The sequence below is a fragment of the Staphylococcus coagulans genome, from assembly GCF_002901995.1.
In the GTDB taxonomy this organism is placed as follows: domain Bacteria; phylum Bacillota; class Bacilli; order Staphylococcales; family Staphylococcaceae; genus Staphylococcus; species Staphylococcus coagulans.
Map to the genome: position 1 here is coordinate 39,384 of NZ_PPQN01000016.1, position 23,711 is coordinate 63,094.

The 23,711-nt window shown below is 36.9% G+C and carries 19 protein-coding genes; 14 read left to right on the top strand and 5 right to left on the bottom strand.

Annotated elements, in window-relative coordinates; all coding sequences use genetic code 11:
- Position 1 precedes the first annotated feature (1 nt).
- The gene (trpA, locus tag CD118_RS04605; protein ID WP_050329980.1) at positions 2-733 is read left to right on the top strand and encodes a tryptophan synthase subunit alpha; all 732 of its coding nucleotides are present in this window, start codon (positions 2-4) and stop codon (positions 731-733) included.
- Positions 734-880: 147 nt separating this feature from the next.
- Positions 881-1,594, top strand: coding sequence for an HAD family hydrolase (locus CD118_RS04610; RefSeq protein WP_103356329.1), 714 nt, complete (start codon positions 881-883; stop codon positions 1,592-1,594).
- A gap of 115 nt (positions 1,595-1,709) precedes the next feature.
- Here CD118_RS04610 and CD118_RS04615 read toward each other — a convergent pair whose 3' ends face one another.
- Entirely contained in the window at positions 1,710-2,138 is a 429-nt protein-coding gene (locus CD118_RS04615; RefSeq protein ID WP_103356330.1) for a 6-pyruvoyl trahydropterin synthase family protein, read from the bottom strand.
- Positions 2,139-2,496: 358 nt separating this feature from the next.
- On the opposite strand from CD118_RS04615, the gene CD118_RS11970 reads away from it, so the two are divergent.
- The 3 genes from CD118_RS11970 (at position 2,497) to CD118_RS04625 (ending at position 6,670) form a co-directional block, all read left to right on the top strand.
- On the top strand, positions 2,497-2,634 hold the full coding sequence (locus CD118_RS11970) for a hypothetical protein (RefSeq protein WP_169925587.1): 138 nt from the start codon (positions 2,497-2,499) through the stop codon (positions 2,632-2,634).
- A 482-nt stretch (positions 2,635-3,116) separates the two neighbouring features.
- Positions 3,117-4,895 (top strand): ABC transporter transmembrane domain-containing protein, encoded by a 1,779-nt coding sequence (locus tag CD118_RS04620; protein ID WP_060829424.1) that lies wholly within the window; start codon positions 3,117-3,119, stop codon positions 4,893-4,895.
- Complete coding sequence (locus tag CD118_RS04625) at positions 4,892-6,670, top strand: ABC transporter ATP-binding protein (protein ID WP_206167712.1); 1,779 nt, start codon at positions 4,892-4,894, stop codon at positions 6,668-6,670. The genes CD118_RS04620 and CD118_RS04625 overlap by 4 nt, the downstream gene beginning before the upstream one ends.
- Before the next feature lie 224 nt (positions 6,671-6,894).
- Here the strand turns inward: CD118_RS04625 and CD118_RS04630 are convergent, their stop codons facing one another.
- From CD118_RS04630 to CD118_RS04640, 3 genes are all read right to left on the bottom strand, one after another.
- On the bottom strand, positions 6,895-7,323 hold the full coding sequence (locus CD118_RS04630) for a pyridoxamine 5'-phosphate oxidase family protein (protein WP_050345201.1): 429 nt from the start codon (positions 7,321-7,323) through the stop codon (positions 6,895-6,897).
- 289 nt (positions 7,324-7,612) lie between these two features.
- Complete coding sequence (locus CD118_RS04635) at positions 7,613-8,998, bottom strand: alanine/glycine:cation symporter family protein (RefSeq protein WP_103356331.1); 1,386 nt, start codon at positions 8,996-8,998, stop codon at positions 7,613-7,615.
- Between the two features lie 595 nt (positions 8,999-9,593).
- A complete protein-coding gene (locus CD118_RS04640; RefSeq protein WP_050329988.1) occupies positions 9,594-11,564 on the bottom strand; it encodes a fructose-bisphosphatase class III in 1,971 nt (656 codons plus the stop codon).
- A gap of 459 nt (positions 11,565-12,023) precedes the next feature.
- Here CD118_RS04640 and CD118_RS04645 point away from each other — a divergent pair, with 459 nt between their 5' ends.
- From CD118_RS04645 to CD118_RS04660, 4 genes are all read left to right on the top strand, one after another.
- Positions 12,024-13,214 (top strand): MFS transporter, encoded by a 1,191-nt coding sequence (locus tag CD118_RS04645; protein ID WP_060829427.1) that lies wholly within the window; start codon positions 12,024-12,026, stop codon positions 13,212-13,214.
- Positions 13,215-13,547: 333 nt separating this feature from the next.
- Positions 13,548-14,819 (top strand): pyruvate MFS transporter, encoded by a 1,272-nt coding sequence (locus CD118_RS04650; protein ID WP_103356332.1) that lies wholly within the window; start codon positions 13,548-13,550, stop codon positions 14,817-14,819.
- 168 nt (positions 14,820-14,987) lie between these two features.
- Complete coding sequence (srtA, locus tag CD118_RS04655; RefSeq protein ID WP_050345203.1) at positions 14,988-15,599, top strand: class A sortase SrtA; 612 nt, start codon at positions 14,988-14,990, stop codon at positions 15,597-15,599.
- Between the two features lie 172 nt (positions 15,600-15,771).
- Positions 15,772-16,911, top strand: coding sequence for a glycerate kinase family protein (locus CD118_RS04660; protein WP_103356333.1), 1,140 nt, complete (start codon positions 15,772-15,774; stop codon positions 16,909-16,911).
- Positions 16,912-17,086: 175 nt separating this feature from the next.
- On the opposite strand, the gene scdA is transcribed toward CD118_RS04660, so the two are convergent.
- Positions 17,087-17,767: an iron-sulfur cluster repair di-iron protein ScdA gene (gene scdA, locus CD118_RS04665; protein WP_060829431.1), complete on the bottom strand. Its 681-nt coding sequence runs from the start codon at positions 17,765-17,767 to the stop codon at positions 17,087-17,089.
- Positions 17,768-18,077: 310 nt separating this feature from the next.
- Here scdA and CD118_RS04670 point away from each other — a divergent pair, with 310 nt between their 5' ends.
- The 5 genes from CD118_RS04670 to CD118_RS04690 all read left to right on the top strand — a co-directional run bounded on the left by CD118_RS04670 (position 18,078) and on the right by CD118_RS04690 (position 23,504).
- Positions 18,078-19,244 (top strand): betaine/proline/choline family ABC transporter ATP-binding protein, encoded by a 1,167-nt coding sequence (locus CD118_RS04670; protein WP_050329997.1) that lies wholly within the window; start codon positions 18,078-18,080, stop codon positions 19,242-19,244.
- Positions 19,244-19,879, top strand: a complete 636-nt coding sequence (locus CD118_RS04675) for an ABC transporter permease (RefSeq protein WP_103356334.1) — start codon at positions 19,244-19,246, stop codon at positions 19,877-19,879. The genes CD118_RS04670 and CD118_RS04675 overlap by 1 nt, the downstream gene beginning before the upstream one ends.
- Positions 19,880-19,912: 33 nt before the next feature.
- Positions 19,913-20,566 carry an ABC transporter permease gene (locus CD118_RS04680; protein ID WP_016426162.1) on the top strand — a complete coding sequence of 218 codons (654 nt, stop codon included), beginning with the start codon at positions 19,913-19,915 and terminating at the stop codon, positions 20,564-20,566.
- A gap of 254 nt (positions 20,567-20,820) precedes the next feature.
- The gene (locus tag CD118_RS04685) at positions 20,821-21,924 is read left to right on the top strand and encodes a Leu/Phe/Val dehydrogenase (protein WP_060829433.1); all 1,104 of its coding nucleotides are present in this window, start codon (positions 20,821-20,823) and stop codon (positions 21,922-21,924) included.
- Between the two features lie 515 nt (positions 21,925-22,439).
- Positions 22,440-23,504 (top strand): PTS sugar transporter subunit IIC, encoded by a 1,065-nt coding sequence (locus CD118_RS04690; RefSeq protein WP_103356335.1) that lies wholly within the window; start codon positions 22,440-22,442, stop codon positions 23,502-23,504.
- Positions 23,505-23,711 lie beyond the last annotated feature (207 nt).

Here is a 23,711-nt window from a genome sequence, read left to right on the forward strand (position 1 = left end):
AATGACTACGAAGCAATTTGTCGCTTATATCATGGGTGGCCCTCAGTTTATTGACGAACTTAAAGCTTTAGATGAAATAGGCGCTGATTATGTTGAAATAGGTATTCCATTTTCTGATCCTGTCGCTGATGGTCCTGTCATTATGGAAGCAGGCCAAGCTGCTATTAAAGCGGGTATGACAGCACAGAAAATTTTAAGCCAATTAAAAGCGGTACAGCATGAATTACAGACACGCACCATTTTAATGACATATTATCACACCATCGAAACGTATGGTGAAGCGGCTTTTATAAAAGATGCCGAAGCAGCAGGTGTGAAAGGTCTTATTATTCCAGATTTGCCTTTTGAATATGTAGAACAACTCAAAGCGCGTCATCCAGAGCGTCAGTTACAATTCATTTCCTTAATTGCGATGACAGCCGCAGCTTCACGACGTAAACGGATCGCAGCGTCTGCGGAAGGATTTATCTATACAATTACAATGAATCAAGTGACAGGGCAAAATGGTCATTTTCATCCTGAACTCAAAAACAATATTTTAGATGTTAAAGCACAGAGTAAAGTTCCTGTGTTTGCCGGTTTTGGAATACGAACACCTGAACACGTGCGTGAAATTATAGAAGTGGCAGATGGTGTTATTATCGGTAGTGAAATTGTGAGACGCTTTAAAGAAGAGGGAATCGACAAGACAAAAGTGTATTTAAAAACAATTAAAGCGGCTCTTGATTCGTAAGAAACATAATCCTGTTGTTTAATCATTTTATTGAACAAATAAAAGGGTTAAACGGTTTGAAAAACTGTTCATGACGATGTGGAAATTATATAATAATCTCACAAAGATATACTGATTGAATTGCTACGATTATAGGGGGTGTATTGGATGATGAAGGTCATATTATTTGATTTAGATGACACGCTGTACAATCAATTGGAAGCTTTTGAATTTGCATATCATCGTCATTTTGCAGATAGCGATATTGGTGCAGAGACATTGTATCGCCACTTTAGAATTTATAGTGATGCATTATTTGAAGCGACGCAACTCGGTGAATTATCACTGAAAGCGATGCATATTGCGCGCATCACACAAGCAGTACATGATTTTGATATTGATTTACCAGAGCACATGGCTATTGCGTTTCAACAGGATTATGAAGCCGCACAACAACATATCAACTTATCAGAGACGATGGCACAAATCCTCAACTTTTTAACGTCTCAACAAGTTGAATTAGGTATTTTGACAAATGGTGAATCTGATCGTCAACGTCGTAAAATAGAAGCATTAAACCTAGATGCTTTTATTCCTGAGTCACATCAATTTATTTCTGCAGAATTCGGTCTATCGAAACCGGAACTGGGGATTTTTAAAGTTGTCGAGCAGGAGTTAGAGGTTGATCCACATGAAATTTATTATATCGGAGACCATTTTGACAATGATGTCATCGGTGCCATTGATGCAGGTTGGCATAGTATTTGGTTTAATCGTCGAAATCGTCCTATGACGCATCAACAATACAACCCTGACCATATTGTGATGACCGAAGAAGAATTATTCGAAACCATTAAAACAATGTTCGAAATAGAACATTAACTAACGATACAGAACGTCAACACCCCCAGCTTTTCAAAATGATGAGAAGATGGGGGTGTTGTTGCATTTAAATACTTTATAGATAGTGGCGAGATTCGCGCGTGATTCAGTCTATTTATTGTGCCATAATATTTCGTGTTAATTTTGTGCCTTGATCAGGTGTTTCAAATAATGTAATTGTATTCAATGAGACGCCTTCTGGTAGGTGCGCATGGAATTGTTGCCAAATCCAATGGGCAATATTTTCTACAGTGGTGTTCATTTCAGGTAATGTATCGTTAATCAACTGTCCTTCAAGTTTAGGCGCTAGATAGTGATTATAGACAGCATCGATTTCTTTAAAGTCCACAGCCATCCCTTGATTATCTGTTTTTGACCATAGTTCAACCTCTAGTTGATATGTATGTTGTTCTAAATCTACATAGCGTGTATCAGAAAAATAAACACGATTATCACACGTGAAAGCATAACGCTTAATGACAATGAGTGTTTTGTGATGACGTGCAAAATGTTGCGGTGGACGCACATGATCGAATTTTGTCATGTTGTTACCTCATTTCCTCTTTTTTTTATTAGCTTAACATATGAACTATAAAGCTGTGTAGCCCATTCTGTTTTGGTGCTATGTTACCAATTTTTCAACCAACTTATCTTTGCTTTGTTTATCATTCGTTTTTAAAGAAAGTGATAACTTTTATGCGTCTCAATGGTAAATATCTCATTATTTCCCGACTAAAATTCTAGCCTATGGATGATTCATAATAATCAGTACAAATTGTGTTTTCTAAAAATAAAGCAATAAATACGAGGCCGTTATGTTGGGTGAGATAAAGTATGATAAAATAGTTTAAAATATTATCGAAATATTTTGACATTTAAACGTAGTGGGAGGGGGAGGCAGGATGAATGATGAGCAGAAAATGGAAAGTGTAAAAAGGCAGCGTGCTATAATAAGAGGACTTAGTAAAAATATGAAAGTTAGAAAAGTAAGAAAAATTAAGGGATACGACGTCACTTTTAAATGTAGAGCTTTTCAATAAAGTATAAAAGCATAAATAAAGTGTGTCTAATTTATTTGAGCGGCGAGTGAAGGACTTATCACAACACGAAGCATAGCTTTAGAAGGGGGCGAAAACATGTAGGATGTAGATAAGAATTAAAGCGGATTGCGTCGAGCGCTTGTGTCAATAATAGTTTAAAAGCGCGTAACCATCGCTTTGATCATTCACGTTATAGATTGGGATAGAGATTCCTTAATCTATTAACTTTAGACAAACAATAGAATAGTAGCTATCCAGATTATATATGCGACACTTGTATACAGGTTGATGTAGCTCTTACTCACGCGCCCCAGAATAAGGAACAGAAGAGACGTGCGTGTTTCGAAAAATGAATTTAATGTTGTTTTAACGATGAGGCGTGCATCGTTTGAATAGAATACAGTAAAAACGTGTCGATGCTATTGTTCTTATACAAATAAATATGAAAGTACAGTCTGTGCTTAGAAAGAGTAGGTGGCAACATGAAAGTTTTTAAGCAACTCGGGTGGTTTTTCAAGCAAGAAAAATGGCGCTATATAAGTGCCTTGATTGCTTTAGTTATTACAGCTTTATGTAGCTTGATTCCACCGCAAATTATAGGTTTTGTGATAGATCATATCGCACAGCACACGTTGACACCTCAAAATTTAACAATGTATCTTGTGATTATCTTTATCGTCGGTTTAGCAGTTTATGCGTTACGTTATTTTTTGCGTACGCGATTTTTTGGCGCAAGTGCAAAACTAGGAAGAATTTTGAGAAATCAACTTTATGAAAAATATACGAATATGAGTCCATCATTTTACCAAAATTACCGTACAGGTGATTTAATGGCGCATGCGACAAATGATATTCGAGCGGTGCAAAACACTGCGGGTATCGGTGTGTTTACGATATCTGAAGCAGTCATAACGGGTGGCATCACTTTAATAATGATGTGTGTGACCATTAGTCCTAAACTGACACTCATTATGATGATTCCTTTACCATTATTGGTGATATTGACGAGTTATTACGGCCACTTGTTGCATAAGGGTTTTAAAGAAGCACAAGGGGCTTTTAGTCAATTAAATGATAAAACGCAAGAAAGTATCGCAGGGGTCAAAGTGACAAAATCTTTTGGTTATGAACAAGCGGACGAAACGGATTTTCGACAATTGAGTGACCGTGTCGTGGCTAAAAACTTAGTTGTATCCAAAATTGATGCGCTTTTCGATCCTACAATTGAATTGGTAATTGGTGCAAGCTACCTTTTAAGTGTGGTCTTTGGAGCATTGATGGTGATTCATGAGTCGATCACGATTGGTCAACTCATTACATTCACGACTTATTTAGGCATGCTTGTTTGGCCGTTATTAGCGCTTGGATTTTTCTTTAATATCGTTCAAAGAGGATCAGCATCTTATGACCGGATACGCAAAATAGAAAGTGTACAAAGTGATATTGTGACGACATCTCAAACATCGTCAGTTCCTGAAGGTGATATTGATTTCAATATTGATACGTTCGAATTTAAAGGTGAAACAGAACCAGACTTAAAAGATGTTCATTTCCAAATTAAACAAGGAATGACGTTAGGGATTGTTGGACATACAGGTTCAGGTAAAAGTTTATTATTACGTCTTTTACTGCGTGAGTTTGATACCAAACAGCCCGAAGATATTCAGTATGGCGGACGACCTATCCGTGATTATGAAATTAACAAACTTAGAGGTCAGTTCGGCTACGTGCCACAAGAACATTTTCTATTTTCATCAACCATTCGTGGTAACATCGCATTTAGTCAACCGGATGTTGCGGATGAAAGGGTCTTTCATGCAAGTGCGATGAGTCATATTCATCAAGACATCTTAAGTTTGCCTGAAGGTTATGACACCGTTGTCGGAGAGCGAGGCGTTTCATTATCAGGCGGACAAAAGCAACGGATATCCATTGCAAGGGCATTAATGATGAATCCGCAAATTTTAATTTTAGATGATGCCTTATCCGCTGTAGATGCAGAAACTGAAACAGCCATCCTGAACAATTTGAAACAAGAACGTCAAGATAAAACGAATATTATTACGGCGCACCGTATGAGTGCGGTTATGCATGCAGATATGATCATTGTAATGAGACATGGCACTATCATTGAACGCGGGACACATGAACAGCTTATGGCAAAAGAGGGTTGGTATGCGGAGACGTACCGTTCACAAGCGATGCAAAGTCGTCTTACCCGTGATTTAGAAAGTGAAGTTGATGGAGGTGAGCGAAAATGATGCAGCAAGACGTCAAATCTCAATTGACAACGAAAGAACAAACTCAGACTTTAATGCGACTCATTCGTTATACATTTCCATTTAAAAAGTTAATCTTCCTAACTTTAGCAATGCTCACTTTTTCAACGATGGCAAGTATGTCTGTTCCTTATCTTGTCAAAATGTTCATTGACCAGTATTTAACACCGCAACATTTCCCAAGAAATGAAATTACGATTTTGTTAGTCGTTTTTGTTGCAGTCGAATTAATAGGGGCAGTCACTACGTATTTAAGTATTTATTACTTACAATACTTAGCATTTAAAGTTATCCAACAACTGCGTATTGATGCTTTTCATAATATCAGTCAATTAGGAATGAAATTTTTTGATGAAACGCCGAGTGGGAGCATTGTTTCGCGTTTAACAAATGATACTGAGGCAATTGTCGAAATGTTCACAGGTGTGCTCTCTTCCTTTTTAATTGCATTTTTCATGATTATCGCAAGTTTTGTCATGATGTTTGTTTTAGATATTCGAATGGCGTTTTTTGCGATGTTGTTTATTCCGATTGTAATCGTTGTGCTCGCAATATATCGGAAATATGCATCCATTTATTTCTATGAAACACGTCAGCGCTTATCTGATTTAAATGCCAAACTAGGTGAATCTATAGAAGGTATGAAAATCATCCAAGTGTTTAATCAAGAGCGACGTTTACGAAATGAATTCGAAGCTATTAATGCATCACATTATCAATATTCAATTAAGACAATACGTTTAGACGGTCTATTATTACGACCTGCGATTACGATGTTATCAACATTTGCAATCGTTGTGATATTAGCGTATTTCGGTATTTTAAGTTTTTCAACAACTGTCACAGCAGGGGTAGTGTATGCATTTATTCAATATATGCAACGTTTCTTTGAACCTGTCAACCAAGTGAGTCAAAATTTAAATATTTTCCAACAAGCCATTGTTTCAGCTAGTCGTGTTTTCAAAATGATGGACGATCCCACTTTAGCGCCGTTACAAAATGTGCAAAGTCAAGGTGAAATTAAAGCAGGAAAAATTGAATTTAAAGATGTTTCATTTAGTTATGATGGTCAACATGATGTACTTAAAAATATTTCATTCACAGTGGAGCCTGGCCAAACAGTAGCTCTAGTAGGGCATACAGGTTCCGGTAAAAGTTCTATCATTAATTTATTTATGCGCTTTTATGAATTTAACCGTGGTGAAATTTTAATTGACGGGCAATCTATTAAGGATTTTCCGCCGGCACAATTAAAACGTAATATCGGACTTGTGTTGCAAGATCCATTTATGTTTTATGGAACGGTCGCTTCTAATATTAAGTTATATCATCCGACGATGACACAAGAAGAAATAGAAGCAGCAGCTCAATTTGTACACGCAGATGAATTTATTCGTCAATTGAAAAATGGGTACGCCCACGAAGTGATTGAGAAGGGGAGTGCTTTCTCAAGCGGTCAACGTCAATTGATTGCTTTCGCAAGAACGATGGCTATCCAACCTAAAGTGCTTATTCTTGATGAAGCGACGGCGAATATTGACTCGGAAACGGAAGAAGCGATTCAACAGTCACTCAATCGTATGCGGACTGGACGAACAACGATTGCCATCGCGCACCGTTTATCGACGATTCAAGATGCCGATCAAATTTTAGTGTTAAATAAAGGGGAAATTGTAGAAAGAGGAACACATGAATCCTTAATTGCGCAAGAAGGCATTTATTACAAGATGTATCAATTACAGCTTAACGGCGCGTAATGTACAAAGGCAGTATACAGAAGCATGTGATGCCATGCAGTTCTGTATACTGCCTTTTGTGTGGAATACAACTTTATATAAGGGTAAGACATTTTATATAAACAAAAGCATAACAATGGGAACAATCGGAAAATAAAAGCATTTCCTCAACCGCTCCCGAATAGGTTAATGATTCAAAAACTGACAGATTCATCAGCACACTCTCATTAATTTGCACGAATGAATTAAAGGGCACTGACATCAATTTCGAAAGGTGTATCTAAATCCTCACTGTTTAGTAACTTGATATGTGATGGGATGACACGGATAACGACTAAATCCGGATCATTTTTTGAATCAAAAAATGTTTTATCTTGTTCTTGCCATAACCAATCTATTTCTTTTGAATTCGTAATAATATCAATTGTACCATCGATTTCGACATAAGGATGACCAGATCCTTCTTCATAACCGAGTAATACGTGTGCTTTTGGATTTTGTTTTAATTCTTCAATTTTTTGAGAAGAACGGCTTGTTTTTGTATATAAATCTAAGTCGTCATTATAAAAAATCATATAACGACTATTAGGTTGATTGTTAACTGCAGTAGAAAGAACTCCGATACGAGATTTTTCAAATACTTGTTTCATTTGATTAATAACTTTTTGTTTCATTGATTTTTCACCTCAATGTACCCATACCCTTCTCAAGTAGGATCAAACGAAAGTATGGAAGGGACACATTTCCAATTGCAAATATACCTATAAAAAGAAGAGTTCGAGACATAAATTTTTGATAACCTTAACTTTATGAATGTGCTTGTATAGAGGATGCCCCCTTGGAAAGCAAGGTCATACAATACGAAGTTTTTATCATAAAAAGATAGCGCTGAGACAATTTTCTATAAAAAATCATCTTAGCGCTATTTATTGTGGAACTTCTATACTAGCCTCTTGTTTTATTTTATGAATATTGACGTACAGACGGCTTAAAGTAAAGATCTGTTTCTTCTTTAATCACTTTGTATAAGAATAAAATACCAATTAAGTTTGGAATCATCATTAAAGCATTCGCTGTATCTGCAAACATCCAAACAGTTCTTAAGTTAGCTACTGTACCGATGAATGTTGCGATGACATAAATGATGCCATAAAACATGACATATTTTACGCCGAACAGATATTCAAAACATTTTGCCCCATAGACGAACCAAGCAATAATCGTTGAAAAGCCGAAAAAGATGACCGATAGCGATACAACGTATTCACCCATCGAACCTAAACTTGAGCCAAAAGCTTTACTTGTAAGTGCACCGGCTTCTAAACTTGCATCATGATGCACACCAGAAAGTAAACCACCTGTTGGATCCCAAAATCCTGTAACGAGAAGGACGAGTGCTGTCATTGTACAAACGACAATCGTTACAATAAAAGTTCCTGTCATTGCGACTAGCGCTTGAATGGCTGGTTTTTCAGCTTTAGCATTTCCTGAGATTAAAGCGACTGTACCCAAACCTGCTTCGTTGGAGAAAATCCCTTTAGAAACCCCATTTTGAACGGCTTGCATGACTAAAATACCTGAAAAGCCACCTGCAGCGGAGACGGGTGTAAATGCATATTGAAAAATTAAACCAAATGATGGCAATATTTGATTGTAATTGAGAATTAAAATGATGATGGCTGCGCCAATATAAAAAATGGCCATCATTGGAACAAAAAAGCCTGCCACATTGCTAATGCGCTTTAAACCACCAAAAATAATTAATGAGATGAGTATCACTAAAACAATGCCGGTCACAAAGCCACTCACGTTAAAGCTATTTTTCATGACGTCGGCAATCGTATTTGATTGCACGCTATTACCAATACCCAGTGCTGCAAACGCACCGAATATAGCGAAAGCGACCGCTAAAAATTTAAAGCGATGACCAAGCCCCTTTTCTATGTAATACATCGGACCACTTGAAAATTCCCCTTTATCATTTTGAACGCGGTATTTCATTGCGAGTAAAGCTTCCGCATATTTTGTTGTCATGCCCAGCAAGCCCACAACCCACATCCAAAATACGGCACCGGGACCACCTAAAGTGACGGCAGTTGCTACACCGGCGATATTCCCATTCCCTATCATTCCAGCGAGTGATGTCATTAAAGCTTTAAAGTTACTGATATCGCCTTCATTGTCTTTATCACTTTCATTTGGAACGAATGCCAGTTTAAATGCATGCAATAATTTTGTAAATTGCATCCCTTTAAGTAAGAGGGTTAAAAATAACCCTGTTCCTGTTAATAAAATTAAACTCGGTGCCCCCCACAATATTGCATTGAGTTTTTGTAGAATATCAATCAAAATTTCTCCCTCCAATAATTCGCATTTCATAAGTAAACGCTTTCAACATTATAATACATCACGATTTAAAAAGTAAAATAGTGTAAAAGTTCGATTTTGCTCTAGTCATATGATTTGAATTTCCAATCTATCATATGAAAAATTTCTGTGATTAAATAGTTATTATTTTTAGTTTTATATAGACAGCACTTTGAAGTAATGAAACATTTTGGTTGTTTAGTCAAAGTCATTTGATAATGAGGAAAGAACTGGATCCTGTCTTTATACAAAAATGCTGTAGCAGACACTTTGGGCTGACAATCGACCGACACCCACTTCGAACTTGCCTACGTAATAAGGTTGTAATTGATATGATATCCATCATGTTTTCATACTTCATTTTGAACCACTTCAATGCGCACTCTCAAATTTTACACCTTTCTTTTGAACATTACCACTTTTATTTGCAATAAAAGTGGGGCAAGACATAATGATGTCTCGCCCCACATACTTGTATGATAACTGATAAAATTGCCGACAATGAAAACCAATCAAAGACATTTCAAATCAAGATTGTATTATCAATGTCTATGCCATGCGTAGTCGATATATTTAATTAACGATGTGTTGATTTTTTCATGTAACGATAGTTCATGAGCGCTTTCAACATGTCGATTTCTTTCTGCAATTCTACACCTTTGTTGGTATCGCGAATAAGCTTACGTTCTAACTCTTCATCCACGACACGTCGTATTGATAACTCATCTTCACCAGTTTCCAACATATTTTCTTTTGAGTTGAATTGCTGATGCGCCACCAACTGCATGCCAAATGAATTGTAGAGTAAAGTATAACCAGCAATTCCTGTTGTTGATTGATAGGCTTTTGAAAAGCCACCATCGATGACGAGCATTTTACCATTGGCCTTGATAGGTGTCTCACCATCACGTTCTTTTACAGGTGTATGGCCATTAATAATTCGGCCTTGCTCTGGATCTAAATCAAACTCTTTTAACATTTTTTTGACGACAGCTTCATCTTCACGCAAATGATAATATGGGTTTTTCTTTTCTTTATGCGTTTTTTTATCTTGAATGAAATAACGTTCAAATGTTGTCATTGCACGCTTTCCAAAAAGTGAAGAATATTTACCTGTCCATAAATACCAAACTAAATCGGTAGAAAGGTCATCGTGTTCGTCTTTTTGTTCATATGCATAATGAACATGCTTTTCAAATTCATCCACTAATGCGCGACCTGATTCATATTGCCCATTAATGACCATACCTTCCATTTCACCTTGTTCGTCAATAGGAATACAACCGTGAATTAAAAGATTGCCATTATAACGCAAATAAAGGTTACCTTTTTTCATTAGAAAGTCAATATGACGACGCAATTTTTCAGATTCTTGGAAAGAGATTAACAGTTTATCAATCACTTCTTTTTCTTCCTCAAGAAGTGCACTTGGTTGTCTTGGATCGACGGTTCTAAAACATGTATTTTCAACAGGGTATACGACACCTTCTATTTCAACTGTTCTATCTTGATAATTAACACGATCCAACAGTAATCTTGACTCCATTTCGAATTCTGGACGGCGTTTAATAATTGGAGCCTCTAATTTAAATTGAATCATAGTAATAGCTTGATGAATTTTAGTGATTTGTAGTCTTTCAGATTCTGACGGTGTCTTTTCAGGGTGCTTTTTAGGACGAAATGCGGGATTATCATCATAATATTTTTCAGCTAACGTCAATAAAGGTCTCAAGTTAATGCCATATGCATCTTCAATGATGTCCAAATTATCATAACGGGCACAAATTCGTAAAAGGTTTGCTAAACATACTTTTGACCCCGAATAGGCGCCCATCCACAAAACATCATGATTTCCCCATTGAATATCAACGGAATGATAATCGATTAACGTATCAATGATTTTATCTGGATGAGGTCCCCGGTCATAAATATCACCAACTACATGTAAATGGTCCACCACGAGTCGTTGAATGGTATTGGCCAAACTCATAATAAGCTTTTCGGCTTGGTTTAACTTAATGATTTGGCGAATAATCGTTTCGTAATAATCTTTTTTGTTATTGTATTTATTACTTTTATATAAAAGCTCTTCAATAATAAAAACATACTCTGGTGACAAAGCTTTTCGTAATTTAGAGCGTGTATACTTTGAAGATGTATAAGTTATGACTTCTAATAAGCGTTGAATTGTTTTTTCATACCATTCATAACGTTCTGCTTTACTGTTAAACTGGCCTCTAATTCGCTTTATCTTTTCTTCTGGATAATAAACAAGTGCAATCAATTCGTTCATCGTTTTTTGATCAAGTCGATTGTCAAAAATATCGTGAACCTTCGCTTGTACGTTACCAGACCCGTTTCGTAATACGTGTTGAAAGGCGTGAAATTCACCGTGTAAATCACTGACAAAATGCTCAGTGCCTTTTGGAAGCTCTAAAATAGATTCGAGACTGATAATCTCGGTGGCTACTTTTTCTTCAGAATCATATTTCTCAGCAAGCAAATCGAGATATTGCTTTTTTAGCTCTTTTTCTGTATCAGATAACATAGTATTGACTCCTTTAATATTCATCGTATGTATACATGGGGATGAAGCCATTGGATTAAAAATGACGAGGTGAAGCGTCCTTTATCATCGCTTTTAAAACATGACCGGATCAATGCTTCCTAGTCCAATCGCCCCAATCCTTAATGAATGACACAATTATTTTATTTTAAGCGTTTTCAATTCTATTAAACCATATTCTTTTGTGAAGTTAAACGGACTTGTTTGAAGGTGAGGACTATACTTCATGTATGAACTGAATGTAAGAAAAAGTGTTTAAACTAAATGCCTTATTATTTTTGAGAAGGAATTAAACAAGTCGTAGAAAGCACACAAATTGATTGAGTTTGTACTTTGATAGGGCTTTTAGTCATTTCAAGAGGTTGATTTAACTCATCGAAAACGATATAATAGTCAAGTTATTAGTTAGCCTAGCTTACCATTTTAGAAGGGGGATTTTGAATGATTGCGGATAAGGGGAGTCAATTTCTTAAAAATTATATATTAAATTTTGTAGTCAATTTTCTTGTTTATTTAACAATGTATTTACTCATTGTGGTAATCGCACAGTATTCGATCAAACAATACCATGTGACTGCAGGTATGGCAGGACTTGTGTCAGGGATATTCATTGTAGGTGCACTCATTGGACGGTTTGTCGTAGGACGCTATATTCATGAGATTGGTCCACAAAAAATATTAATCGTGGGTCTCATTTCTTTCATTTTGACACAAGGTCTTTATTTTATTGAAGGGAGCTTGACCCTTTTATTAATCACTCGATTTTTAAATGGTCTTGCGCTTGCGGTTGCCACGACAGCAACGGGGACAATTGTTCCGCTCATTTCACCACCGGAACGTCGCGGTGTAGCTATTAGTTTGTTTAGTCTCAGTCTAGTGATAGGTGCAGCAGTAGGACCCTTTTTAGGACTCTATTTAGCGCATTTCTATCCAACATTTGTTCTTTTTACATTTTGTCTTGTGATTGCGATAGCTGCATTTGTCATCGCGTTATTCTTGAAAGTCAAAGTTGAAATTGAGCCTAAACATGAAGTCCATCATAAAATCCATATTTCTCAGTTCATCTCGTTACCCGCGCTTCCTATTGCATTTGTTGTACTGATTTGTGGTTTAGGCTATGCCTCTGTTTTATCATTTTTACAATTATATGCAGAGCAAATCCATTTGACTGAAGTCGCAAGTTATTACTTTATTTGTTATGCCATCACTTCTATTTTGACGCGACCTATCGTCGGCCACATTTTAGATGAATATCATGAAAACTGGATTGCGTATCCTGCTTTGTTACTTTTTGGCTTAGGACTCTTGCTTTTAGCTTCAGCGCATGCGGGATGGGGTTTGTTAGTTTCTGGCGCTTTAGTCGGTATCGGATATGGAAGTATGACAGCTGTAGGTAACGTAGTCGCAGTGAAAATGTCAGATCCAGATAAAGTTGGCTTAGCGACATCAACTTTCTATATCGGATTGGATATCGGTATTGGCTTTGGCCCGGCATTAATCGGTATCATTGTGCCATCTATCGGTTACCGTACGATGTATTTAGGCACCGGTATATTAATGTTGATATGTATTTTATTATATAGTATTTTACATGGACAAAGACATCGTCATCGTAAAATAGAAGAAAACTAAATTTCGAAAAAGCAAGTGTTTGAAGTCTTACATCTATGACAACGAGCACTTGCGCTTTTTTATTACAAATAATATTCTGAATAAATCGAAAAATCTGAAAAATATGTTGTAACCGATTTCTTAACATGCTATATTCAGATAGTAATATGAAAGGATTAATATCTGCGATGAGCGTCATTCCATTCATAGATCAATTATATTATGACAAAAGATGTCGGGAAGAATGAGTGGGATGCGTGCTTACTTTTGAAGACTGTTCATCTTTGTCGAAGGATGCATATCAACCTATTTTAAACGACAGACGTGCATCTTTATGAAAGCGGGGCAAAAGTTATGAGTCAAAAGAAAACAAATATACGTTGGATGTTTGCAGGGATTTTCTTTCTAGTCGGTGTCATTGCCTATATGGACAGATCTAATATTTCTTATATTGCAGGTCCTATGATGAAAGACTTAGATTTAACGAAAGGGCAGTTTGCATTACTTGCATCATTTTTCTCACTTGGCTATGCGTTAATGCAAGTGCCAGCGGGATTTTTGGCTGAAAAATATGGGCCGAAAAAAATGTTAACGATTGCACTTGTATGGTGGAGTGCTTTCACAATTTTTACGGGCATTGTCAAACAACATGGTTTTTTATTTTTTATTCGATTTTTATTTGGTGTAGGTGAAGCACCAATGTTTCCATCTAACGCTGTCTTCAATACGTTTTGGTTTGGTAAAAATGAAAAAGGGCGTGCGTCTAGTGCGTTGTTAGCAGGGTCATACTTTGGACCTGTATTAGCACCCTTTATAACTGTAACCATCTATAATGCGTTTGGTTGGCAAGCTGTTTTTTACATCTTTGGCGCAATTGGCTTCGTGATTGCTATTTTATGGGGCATTATCGCAAAAGATTTACCAGAACATCATCAAATGGTAAATGAAGCAGAAAAGCAATACATTCTACAAAATCGCGATATTATGAAAACGGAAAAATCATCTGCACCATGGGGAATGTTCTTTTCTCGTTTTAGTTTTTATGCTATTGCTGCACAATATTTTATTGTTCAATTTGTCATTACTTTATTTTTAATTTGGTTACCGACATATTTAATTGAGCAGTTTAAAATTGACGCAATGACGATGAGTAAGATTGCAGGTATTCCTTGGTTCTGTATGTTTATTTTAATTATGCTAGGTGGTACGATTTCTGACAAAATTTTGAGCGCAGGCAAGTCGCGTTTTACAGCACGTGCTTTAATTGCTATATTTGGCTTTATTGTGTTCGGTGTTTCTTTAAATTTTGCAATTTCATCTGTGACGCTTGTGGGCAATATCTTTTGGATGTCACTTTGTCTAAGTGGGGTCGGCTTATCGATGGTAATGAGCTGGGTTTCAGCTACGGATTTAGGGCGTAACTTTTCTGGTACAGTTTCTGGTTGGATGAACTTATGGGGCAACATCGGCGCGATGTTAGGGCCGTTATTAGCAGGATTTTTAGCGGACTATTTAGGCTGGGTAACGATATTACGTTCGATGACCTTACTTGTAATCATTGCTATTGTCCTTTGGTTTTTTGTGAAACCTGATGAACCATTAATTAAAGATCAAGTGGATGGATAATGCAAAGACTGTCATTAAGATTCAATGGACTCAAACCTAAATAAGAATAGGTGTGACAGGGTATGTTCAGCATTATGGCGCTTCTTTTATCTGTTCTGTTTTGTTTTCAATTTGAGCGTAACAGTATATAATAAAATGACATAAATTATTTGTAAAAGAGGTTAAATGATGCAAAAATTGACACGATGGTTATTTCCGCTGATAGGTATTGCGCTGATTATCGGTGGTATTTATCTTGTATTTAAGCCGAAAATCGATGCCTATTTTACGAAGCAAGATAATGAAAAGAAGATTGAGCAGTATCAGGCAGAGCAAAAAAAAGCACCAGCTTCTGAAAAGAAGAAAACACCTCAAGTTCCGAAAGACCCATCAAAAATTGTTGGTGTTCTTGAAATTCCATCAGTAGACATTAAAGAACCTGTTTACCCGGGACCAGCAACACCTGAGCAACTCAACCGAGGTGTAAGTTTTGCAGAAGGCGATGAGTCATTAGATCAGCAAAATATTTCCATTGCAGGTCATACGGATTATACGTTGAATTATCAATTCACAAACTTGCATAAGGCTAAAAAAGGCGCAAAAGTGACTTTTAAGATTGGAGATGAAACGCGTCGCTATAAAATCACTTCAATTAAAGATGTCAAACCAGAGCAAGTCGAAGTTTTAGACGAAATGAAAAAGAAAAAAGATCAATTGACGTTAATTACTTGTGATGATTATGATGAAAATACAGGTCAATGGTTAACGCGTAAAATATATGTTGCAGAACAAGTAGCTTAATCATCGCAAGCTGTTTTAAATGAATAAATGTACGAGATGAAAAAGTGGCTTAGATTTCTAACAGAGATGTTCAGAGATTTAGGTCGCTTTTTTAGTTATACATCATTTTGTTTTAAAGCTTGGACGGTGTAAAATGAATCTAACAAATGAGGGTGAACGGGAGAGGATAAAAATGCGTATTTTAATTGCACCGGATTCATTTAAAGAAAGCATGACTGCAATGGAAGCAGCGCATGCCATAGAAAAAGGGTGGCGGTCAGTGACTGGAGAACGTGACACGTTTAAAAAAATTCCAATGGCAGATGGTGGCGAGGGTACAACACAATCCTTACACGATGCGTTAGGTGGAAAGTTTGTGACAACTACAGTCACTGGGCCATTAGGCAGTCCAGTGGAAGCGACTTATAGTATTGCCGATGAAGGACGAACTGCAGTGATAGAAATGGCAGCTGCGTCTGGTTTAGATCTGGTTCCAAAAGCACAGCGTAATCCTTTAATCTCGACAACCTATGGGACAGGTGAGCTTTTACGTCATGCATTAGATCAAGGTGTCTCTCATATTATATTAGGTATAGGTGGAAGTGCAACAAACGATGGCGGTGCGGGTTTGTTACAAGCACTAGGTGTTCGTTTATATGATGCACAAGGAAATGATTTGCCGTTTGGTGGTGAAGCGTTGCAACATCTTGCTCGTATTGACAGAGAAGGACAAGATCCACGTTTTGATAATATTCTTTTTGAAGTGGCATGTGATGTAGATAATCCACTATTAGGTTATCGTGGTGCAACGGCGATATATAGCCAACAAAAAGGGGCAACCGCAGAAGATCAGGTTATTCTAGAATCTGCTTTGACACAATGGAACACTGTCATTGAAAAGATGCTCAATAAAAGGGTCAAAAACATACCTGGTGCCGGTGCAGCCGGTGGTTTAGGTGCTGGGCTATGTGCTTTCTTAAATGTGGAATTACGCCGAGGGATTGATATCGTTTTAGATGCGACACATTTTTATCATTATGCTTTAAATACTGATTTAGTCATTACTGGAGAAGGTGCTATTGATGGGCAAACAATATATGGTAAAACACCGATTGGCGTCGCAAAAGCTGCGAAAAAATATCATAAACCTGTTATTGCGGTAGCCGGTGTATTAGGGGAAGGATATGAAGCGGTTGAAATGCATGGTATCGATGCTGTATTTAGTTTGTCGACAGGTCCGAGGTCAGTAGAAACTGCTTTAAAAAGGGGGCCTGATGATTTGACCGAATGGGCCCGTAATATGGCTAAGTTCTCTATGATCCATCATCAATAATCCCTATGGTTAGATGATATTTCATCGAGTTAAACAGATTGACATCAAACGGATGGGTCTGTGTAAATATCTCAATTATAAAATGGAATTAAACCAATGAGAGGGCAGTTGACAATCAATTGATGCAAACTGCCCTCTCATTATCTTATTGTTAAATAGAAGTGGTGACCTAAAATTAAAGTAATTGTTCTACTTTAGGAAATAGCACATGATTTTCTAAGTGGACATGTGCATGTGTTTCTTTTTCTAAGTCTTCAATACGTTGATAAACTAAGCGCCAAGTCCCACAGGCTGAACTTGGAATTTCAAAGTCATCTGTTAGTTGACGCATCTCTTGTAATAATTGTCCTGCATTCAGATGTTCACTTGTCAGCGAATCTATTGTTGCCTCGAGGTCTTCAATTTGTTCTCCTTGATACGCGGCAACTAATTTTGGAAAAGCAATTTGTTCTTCTTCCTCAATATGCGCTAACATCTCGCCTTTAAAAGTATCATAGACCGACTTTAATTGAATTAAATGAGGGTTTTGAGGACCATGTACCTTTGCCAGCTTTGTTACATAAGGAGAGAGTTGTTTGAATTCTGCTCTTAAAGTGTCGTGATAACGTGATTGGATGTATTGAATCAGCGAGGGCACATCTAAATAACGTGTATCTATACCTTCACCTTGAATTTGACTTGCTTGCTCTAACTCACTGAGTAATACGTTTACATCGATACGTGGATGTTGTTCAACTGCTTCCAAGATTGAAACTTGTCCACCACAGCAAAAATCGATGCCATATTTACGGAAAACATCTGCTGTTTTAGGGTATTGCGTTACAATATCTGCGACCTTTTCTTGTGTTTGTATCATCATCATTCATCCTTTCTGTTTAAATCTTATAAGTCTAGTTTAAAGTCTTTGTGAAAAAATGAACATTAGGGATTTTACTTTATTTAGTTCAGAAAGTGGATAAGTTTATATCGTAAATTGACTAAGTGTAATTATTCATGCTTTTTCAATTAATAGTTCATTAATTATGTTAAAATAGTAATAGAGTTGAATTTGAAAAAATCGTAAAAACAGTTAAACAGGGAATATCGTTATCATTCAGCATGTGGCTGTTAATGAGACACCTATTACAGTATGCCATCGAAGCATCGAATCTAGAGGAGAGAAGTATATGTTGCGTATTCAGAATTTAACTAAAATCTATCCAGGTGGAAAGAAAGCCGTGGATAATTTGAGTCTTGATATTGAAGAAGGCTCATTTGTAGCGTTTATAGGGACAAGTGGGAGCGGAAAAACGACAGCATTGCGAATGATTAATCGTATGATTGAGGCCACAAGTGGCAAAATTTTAATTGGGGATCAAGATGTCCGTAAGATGAACCCGGTAGAATTACGCCGAAGTATTGGCTATGTTATACAACAAATTGGACTTATGCCACATATGACGATTAAAGAGAATATTGTTTTAGTACCCAAGTTATTAAAATGGTCAGAAGAAAAGAAAACGCAAAAAGCTAAAGAGCTCATCAAATTAGTGGATTTACCTGAGTCTTATTTAGATCAGTATCCTGCACAATTATCTGGAGGGCAACAGCAACGTATTGGCGTTATTAGGGCTTTAGCAGCGGAACAAGACATTATTTTAATGGATGAGCCTTTTGGTGCGCTTGATCCTATCACACGAGATACACTGCAAGATTTGGTCAAATCATTACAGAAAAAGCTTGGCAAAACTTTTATTTTTGTAACACACGATATGGACGAAGCGATAAAATTGGCAGATCGCATTTGTATTATGTCGGAAGGGAAAGTCGTACAGTATGATACGCCAGATAATATTTTACGTCATCCAGCAAATGATTTTGTAAAAACGTTTATTGGTGATCACCGTTTGATACAAGAAAGACCGAATATACGTACAGTACAAGATGCGATGATTAAACCTATTACCGTTAATGCAGATGATTCGCTCAATCATACGGTCTCCCTTATGAGAGAAAAACGAATTGATACGATATTCATTGTGAACAAGCAAAATAAATTATTAGGTTATTTAGACATAGAGGATATAAACGAAGGATTACGGAAGCATGCAGAGTTAATTGATGTGATGCAACGTGACGTCTACCATGTACATGTAGACAGTAAGCTTCAAGATTCTGTGCGAACGATTTTAAAACGAAACGTGCGTAACATTCCGGTCGTTGATAATGATGGCCGACTCGTCGGTTTGATTACACGTGCCAATTTAGTCGATATTGTTTATGACTCTATATGGGGTGAAGATGCTGAAGCGGAGCAAGTCAATATTGAAAACAATATAGGAGATGGGATCTAATGATTCAATTCTTACATGAATATAGCGGTGAACTCCTTAATAAAACCATTGAGCATTTTTATATATCGTTAATGGCGTTATTTATCGCTATTATTATTGCAGTACCTCTTGGTATTGTATTGGCGAAAACACGGAAAGTTGCCAATGTAGTCCTTACAGTAGCAGGTGTTTTACAAACTATCCCGACATTAGCAATTTTAGCATTGATGATTCCTATTTTCGGTGTAGGGAAAACACCAGCAATTATTGCATTATTTTTATATGTTCTTTTACCTATTTTAAGTAATACCGTGTTAGGTGTTCAAAATATTGACGAGAATATTAAGCAAGCCGGTTTAAGTATGGGGATGACACGTTTTCAACTCATGAAGAGTGTTGAACTTCCTCTAGCGTTCCCATTGATTATGGGGGGGATTCGTTTATCAAGCGTTTATGTCATTAGTTGGGCGACGCTAGCTAGTTACGTAGGCGCTGGCGGTTTGGGTGATTTTATTTTTAATGGATTGAATTTATATAATGCCAATATGATTATTGTAGCAGCAATTTTAGTAACAGCGCTCGCTTTGATTGCTGATATGTTGTTAGCGTTAGTTGAAAGATGGACGATACCTAAAGGGTTAAAAGTTGAGAAATAAGCGGAAGATAATGAATAAATAGGAGGTCAAACAATGTCAGGAAACTTAATCGAACAGTTATTCCAATACTATCAAAATAATATTGGCTACTTATGGGCATTATTTTTGAATCATTTATTAATGTCTGTGTATGGCGTATTATTCGCTTCTCTTATCGGTATTCCTTTAGGTATTTTATTATCACGTTACAACAAAATGGCTTGGTTTGTTATTACGGTAGCGAATGTCATACAGACAGTTCCAGTTATTGCGATGCTCGCTATTTTGATGTTACAAATGGGACTCGGAACAACGACCGTTGTTGTCGCTGTATTTCTCTATGCACTGTTACCGATTATTAAAAATACGTACACAGGCATTACGGGTGTCGATAGCAATATTAAAGATGCAGGGAAAGGTATGGGCATGACACAAAATCAAGTGCTCAGAATGATCGAACTCCCACTGGCATTATCAGTCATCATTGGTGGGGTACGAATTGCGCTGGTTGTCGCAGTAGGTGTGGTCGCTGTGGGTTCATTTATCGGTGCACCGACATTAGGAGATGTCGTTATCAGAGGGACAAACGCGACAGATGGTACAACTTTTATTTTAGCAGGCGCAATTCCTATTGCTTTAATCGCTGTAGGTATTGATGTGCTTTTACGTCTTGTAGAAAAAAGGTTAGATTCTGCAAAGCATGCTTAAATTTAAAATTATTTTCCTAGTTAAATAAGTAGTCAGCTATGAAAAAACGACCGACTTATGTTATGATATTCAAAGGTTGGAAACGCTTACATTCGACAACTTATATGTCTTCAATTGAAGTCTGTTGCTTGAGTGAAAGAACGGGTTAGAAAGTGCGAGTGATATTGCATTCTAAAAGGGGAAGACACATTTCGACTGTGTCCATGACTCACGTTTTCATCCACGGGAAATGAAATAACAGAGGAGGAATGGCAATGATTTTTGAAAAAATGGCACAAGCTGATTACGAGCAATTAGTTTTTTGTCATGATGAAACGACAGGATTGAAGGCGATTATTTGTATTCATGATACGACTTTAGGTCCTGCGTTAGGGGGATGTCGTTTTTGGAACTATGAAACGGAAGAAGAAGCAATCATTGATGTGATGAGACTTGCAAAAGGGATGACCTACAAAAATGCAGCAGCTGGTTTAAATCTAGGTGGCGCAAAAACAGTTGTCATTGGTGACCCTAAAAAAGATAAGTCCGAAGCGTTCTTTCGTGCGTTAGGTCGCTATATTCATAGCTTAGATGGACGTTATATCACTGCCGAAGATGTAGGTACAACGGTTGAAGATATGGATATGATTCACTTAGAAACACCACATGTCTGTGGAATTAGTGAATCTTATGGTTCAGGCGGCAATCCAAGCCCGATGACCGCATTGGGGGTTTATTACGCAATGAAGCGAACTGCGAAAGAAGCCTTCGGGTCAGACTCATTAAAAGGAAAAACAGTTGCCGTCCAAGGCGTGGGTAATGTTGCTTTTCATATGTGCCAATATTTGCATGATGAAGGAGCACATTTGATCGTCACTGATATTAACGAAGAAGCGGTTCAGAATGCAGTTGAAGCATTTGATGCGCAAGCAGTCGGCATTGATGAAATTTATAGTGTCGATGCAGATATTTTTGCACCATGTGCCTTAGGTGGCGTGTTGAACGATGAAACGATTCCTTCATTAAAAGCTAAAATGGTTTGTGGTAGCGCCAATAATCAGCTCTTAGAAGAAAATCGTCATGGTCAAATGTTAGAAAAACGCGGCATTATTTATGCACCGGATTTTGTTGTGAATAGTGGCGGCGTCATTAATGTGGCTGATGAACTGAATGGCTATCATCGTGAGCGGGCTGAGAAAAAAGTGAAAGCTGTCTATGATCAAATGGATAAAATATTTACAATTGCGAAAGAAACGCATGTTTTACCATTACAAGCGGCGGAGCATTTAGCTGAATCAAGAATCAATACAATGATGCGTGTGCACAGTAAATACTCATCCAAGCCTAACAATCAATTGCGTGATACACGTACCCATTGAAATGTTTAAACAGCCTGAAACATTAATTTTTGGTCGCACACCCTAACCTTTGAGCTGATTGAGGGAAAACAACCACAGTCGACGAGATGTTTAAGACGTGTGTAGAAATCGAAAATTTGATGCTTATCTAGCTAAGTTCATACAGTTTTAAATATATAACAGCATAATAGGCGCCTTTCAAAGTGGACATTGTATAATGAAGACTTCGAAAGGCGTTTTAATATTTTTTGTTCAAAAGCATATTAACCGTGTTTAGTGCTTTAATAATAAGAAAATTCTAAAAATTATATTGAAAAATAAAAAAGGTTACGGTACGCTACAAGAGTATTCAAATGCAGCTAAAAAAAGGTGAATGTTAAAAAAGGAAATGTGTCTGAAATCAGTGGTGTATCATATAGTACATGACGACGTACACTTATGTCTCCTATCAGATGGCATAATCCTTAATATTACTGTCCATTTCACAACTTAGCCATGTAATACATCTCATTAACTCATTTCAGGTGGTAGATAAAATGGAAGCAACAGAGAAAAGAATGAACTTTAAACAATTTATGTATAAGGTGTTGAATGGTTTAGCGATTTCAATAATTGCAGGACTGATTCCTAATGCTGTATTAGGTGGATTATTTAAGTATTTAAGCCAATATGCAGATATATTTAGCACATTACAATTTGTCGTACTAGGCATACAATTTGCTTTACCTGTTATGGTCGGTGTACTTATTGCCTTACAATTCAAACTTGATCCTATGAGTACAGCTTTAGTAGGAGCGGCATCTTTTGTAGGTTCTGGTGCAGCTAAAGTGACTGAAGCCGGGTGGCAAATCGTAGGAATTGGAGATTTAATTAATACGATGATTACCGCTTTAATTGCGGTTCTACTTGTATTATGGATTGGTGATCGCTTAGGAAGCCTAAATGTAATTTTATTGCCTATTTTAGTCGGAGGTGTACCGGGTCTTATCGGCGTTTTAACCTTACCTTATGTCAGTAAAATTACATTAGCAATCGGAAGTTTGGTGAATACTTTTACGACTTTACAGCCAGTTTTAATGGGCGTATTGATTGCGGTTTTATTTTCATTTATTATCATTTCACCGATTTCTACGATAGCAGTCGGTCTAGCGATAGGAATTTCTGGATTAGCTGCGGGTTCAGCTGCTATTGGGGTAGCCACAACAGCAATCGTGCTGTTTATTGGTACTTTACGTGTCAATAAAATTGGTGTGCCCATTGCGATCTTATTAGGGGGCATGAAGATGATGATTCCTAATACGATTCGCTACCCTATCATCTTTTTACCAGTGGGTATTACTGCTGCGATTACAGGAGCTGTAGGCGCACTGCTCGGTATAACTGGAACAAAAGAAACGGCTGGGTTTGGAATTGTTGGACTTGTGGGCCCGATTAAAGCATTAGAATTAATGGAAGGTAATCACATAACATCGCTGATGATTGTGATTTTTGTATTTTTTATTATCCCACTTGTTGTAGGCTTTATAGTCAATTTATTGCTTTCTAAAGTGTTTAAACTCTACACTTCTGAGATATACAAATTTACAGCGACTGAAAAATAACAAGTCGAGCTTTAAAATTAAAATACTTTATAAGCAGCACGCCATTGTCCACACGTGTTTGTACATACACTTTTAAAAATTGAATTTACAATCATATAAGGTGACATGTCTTACGCATGATCTTTAAATATAAAAGAGGGACATCAATCCCAAAATAAATAGCACTCAGATGATTTTAAATAGAAAATCGTCTGAGTGCTATTTTTT

What these genes read in the sequence shown, in the direction of transcription:
- CD118_RS04640 (WP_050329988.1), bottom strand. Translation starts at nt 11,564, where the DNA reads ATGTTATCTGATACAGAAAAAGAGCTAAAAAAGCAATATCTCGATTTG.
- CD118_RS04660 (WP_103356333.1), top strand. Translation starts at nt 15,772, where the DNA reads ATGCGTATTTTAATTGCACCGGATTCATTTAAAGAAAGCATGACTGCA.
- CD118_RS04670 (WP_050329997.1), top strand. Translation starts at nt 18,078, where the DNA reads ATGTTGCGTATTCAGAATTTAACTAAAATCTATCCAGGTGGAAAGAAA.
- scdA (WP_060829431.1), bottom strand. Translation starts at nt 17,767, where the DNA reads ATGATACAAACACAAGAAAAGGTCGCAGATATTGTAACGCAATACCCT.
- CD118_RS04685 (WP_060829433.1), top strand. Translation starts at nt 20,821, where the DNA reads ATGATTTTTGAAAAAATGGCACAAGCTGATTACGAGCAATTAGTTTTT.
- CD118_RS04690 (WP_103356335.1), top strand. Translation starts at nt 22,440, where the DNA reads ATGGAAGCAACAGAGAAAAGAATGAACTTTAAACAATTTATGTATAAG.
- CD118_RS04680 (WP_016426162.1), top strand. Translation starts at nt 19,913, where the DNA reads ATGTCAGGAAACTTAATCGAACAGTTATTCCAATACTATCAAAATAAT.
- CD118_RS04675 (WP_103356334.1), top strand. Translation starts at nt 19,244, where the DNA reads ATGATTCAATTCTTACATGAATATAGCGGTGAACTCCTTAATAAAACC.
- CD118_RS04620 (WP_060829424.1), top strand. Translation starts at nt 3,117, where the DNA reads ATGAAAGTTTTTAAGCAACTCGGGTGGTTTTTCAAGCAAGAAAAATGG.
- CD118_RS04650 (WP_103356332.1), top strand. Translation starts at nt 13,548, where the DNA reads ATGAGTCAAAAGAAAACAAATATACGTTGGATGTTTGCAGGGATTTTC.
- CD118_RS04630 (WP_050345201.1), bottom strand. Translation starts at nt 7,323, where the DNA reads ATGAAACAAAAAGTTATTAATCAAATGAAACAAGTATTTGAAAAATCT.
- srtA (WP_050345203.1), top strand. Translation starts at nt 14,988, where the DNA reads ATGCAAAAATTGACACGATGGTTATTTCCGCTGATAGGTATTGCGCTG.
- CD118_RS04610 (WP_103356329.1), top strand. Translation starts at nt 881, where the DNA reads ATGATGAAGGTCATATTATTTGATTTAGATGACACGCTGTACAATCAA.
- trpA (WP_050329980.1), top strand. Translation starts at nt 2, where the DNA reads ATGACTACGAAGCAATTTGTCGCTTATATCATGGGTGGCCCTCAGTTT.
- CD118_RS04645 (WP_060829427.1), top strand. Translation starts at nt 12,024, where the DNA reads ATGATTGCGGATAAGGGGAGTCAATTTCTTAAAAATTATATATTAAAT.
- CD118_RS11970 (WP_169925587.1), top strand. Translation starts at nt 2,497, where the DNA reads ATGAATGATGAGCAGAAAATGGAAAGTGTAAAAAGGCAGCGTGCTATA.
- CD118_RS04625 (WP_206167712.1), top strand. Translation starts at nt 4,892, where the DNA reads ATGATGCAGCAAGACGTCAAATCTCAATTGACAACGAAAGAACAAACT.
- CD118_RS04615 (WP_103356330.1), bottom strand. Translation starts at nt 2,138, where the DNA reads ATGACAAAATTCGATCATGTGCGTCCACCGCAACATTTTGCACGTCAT.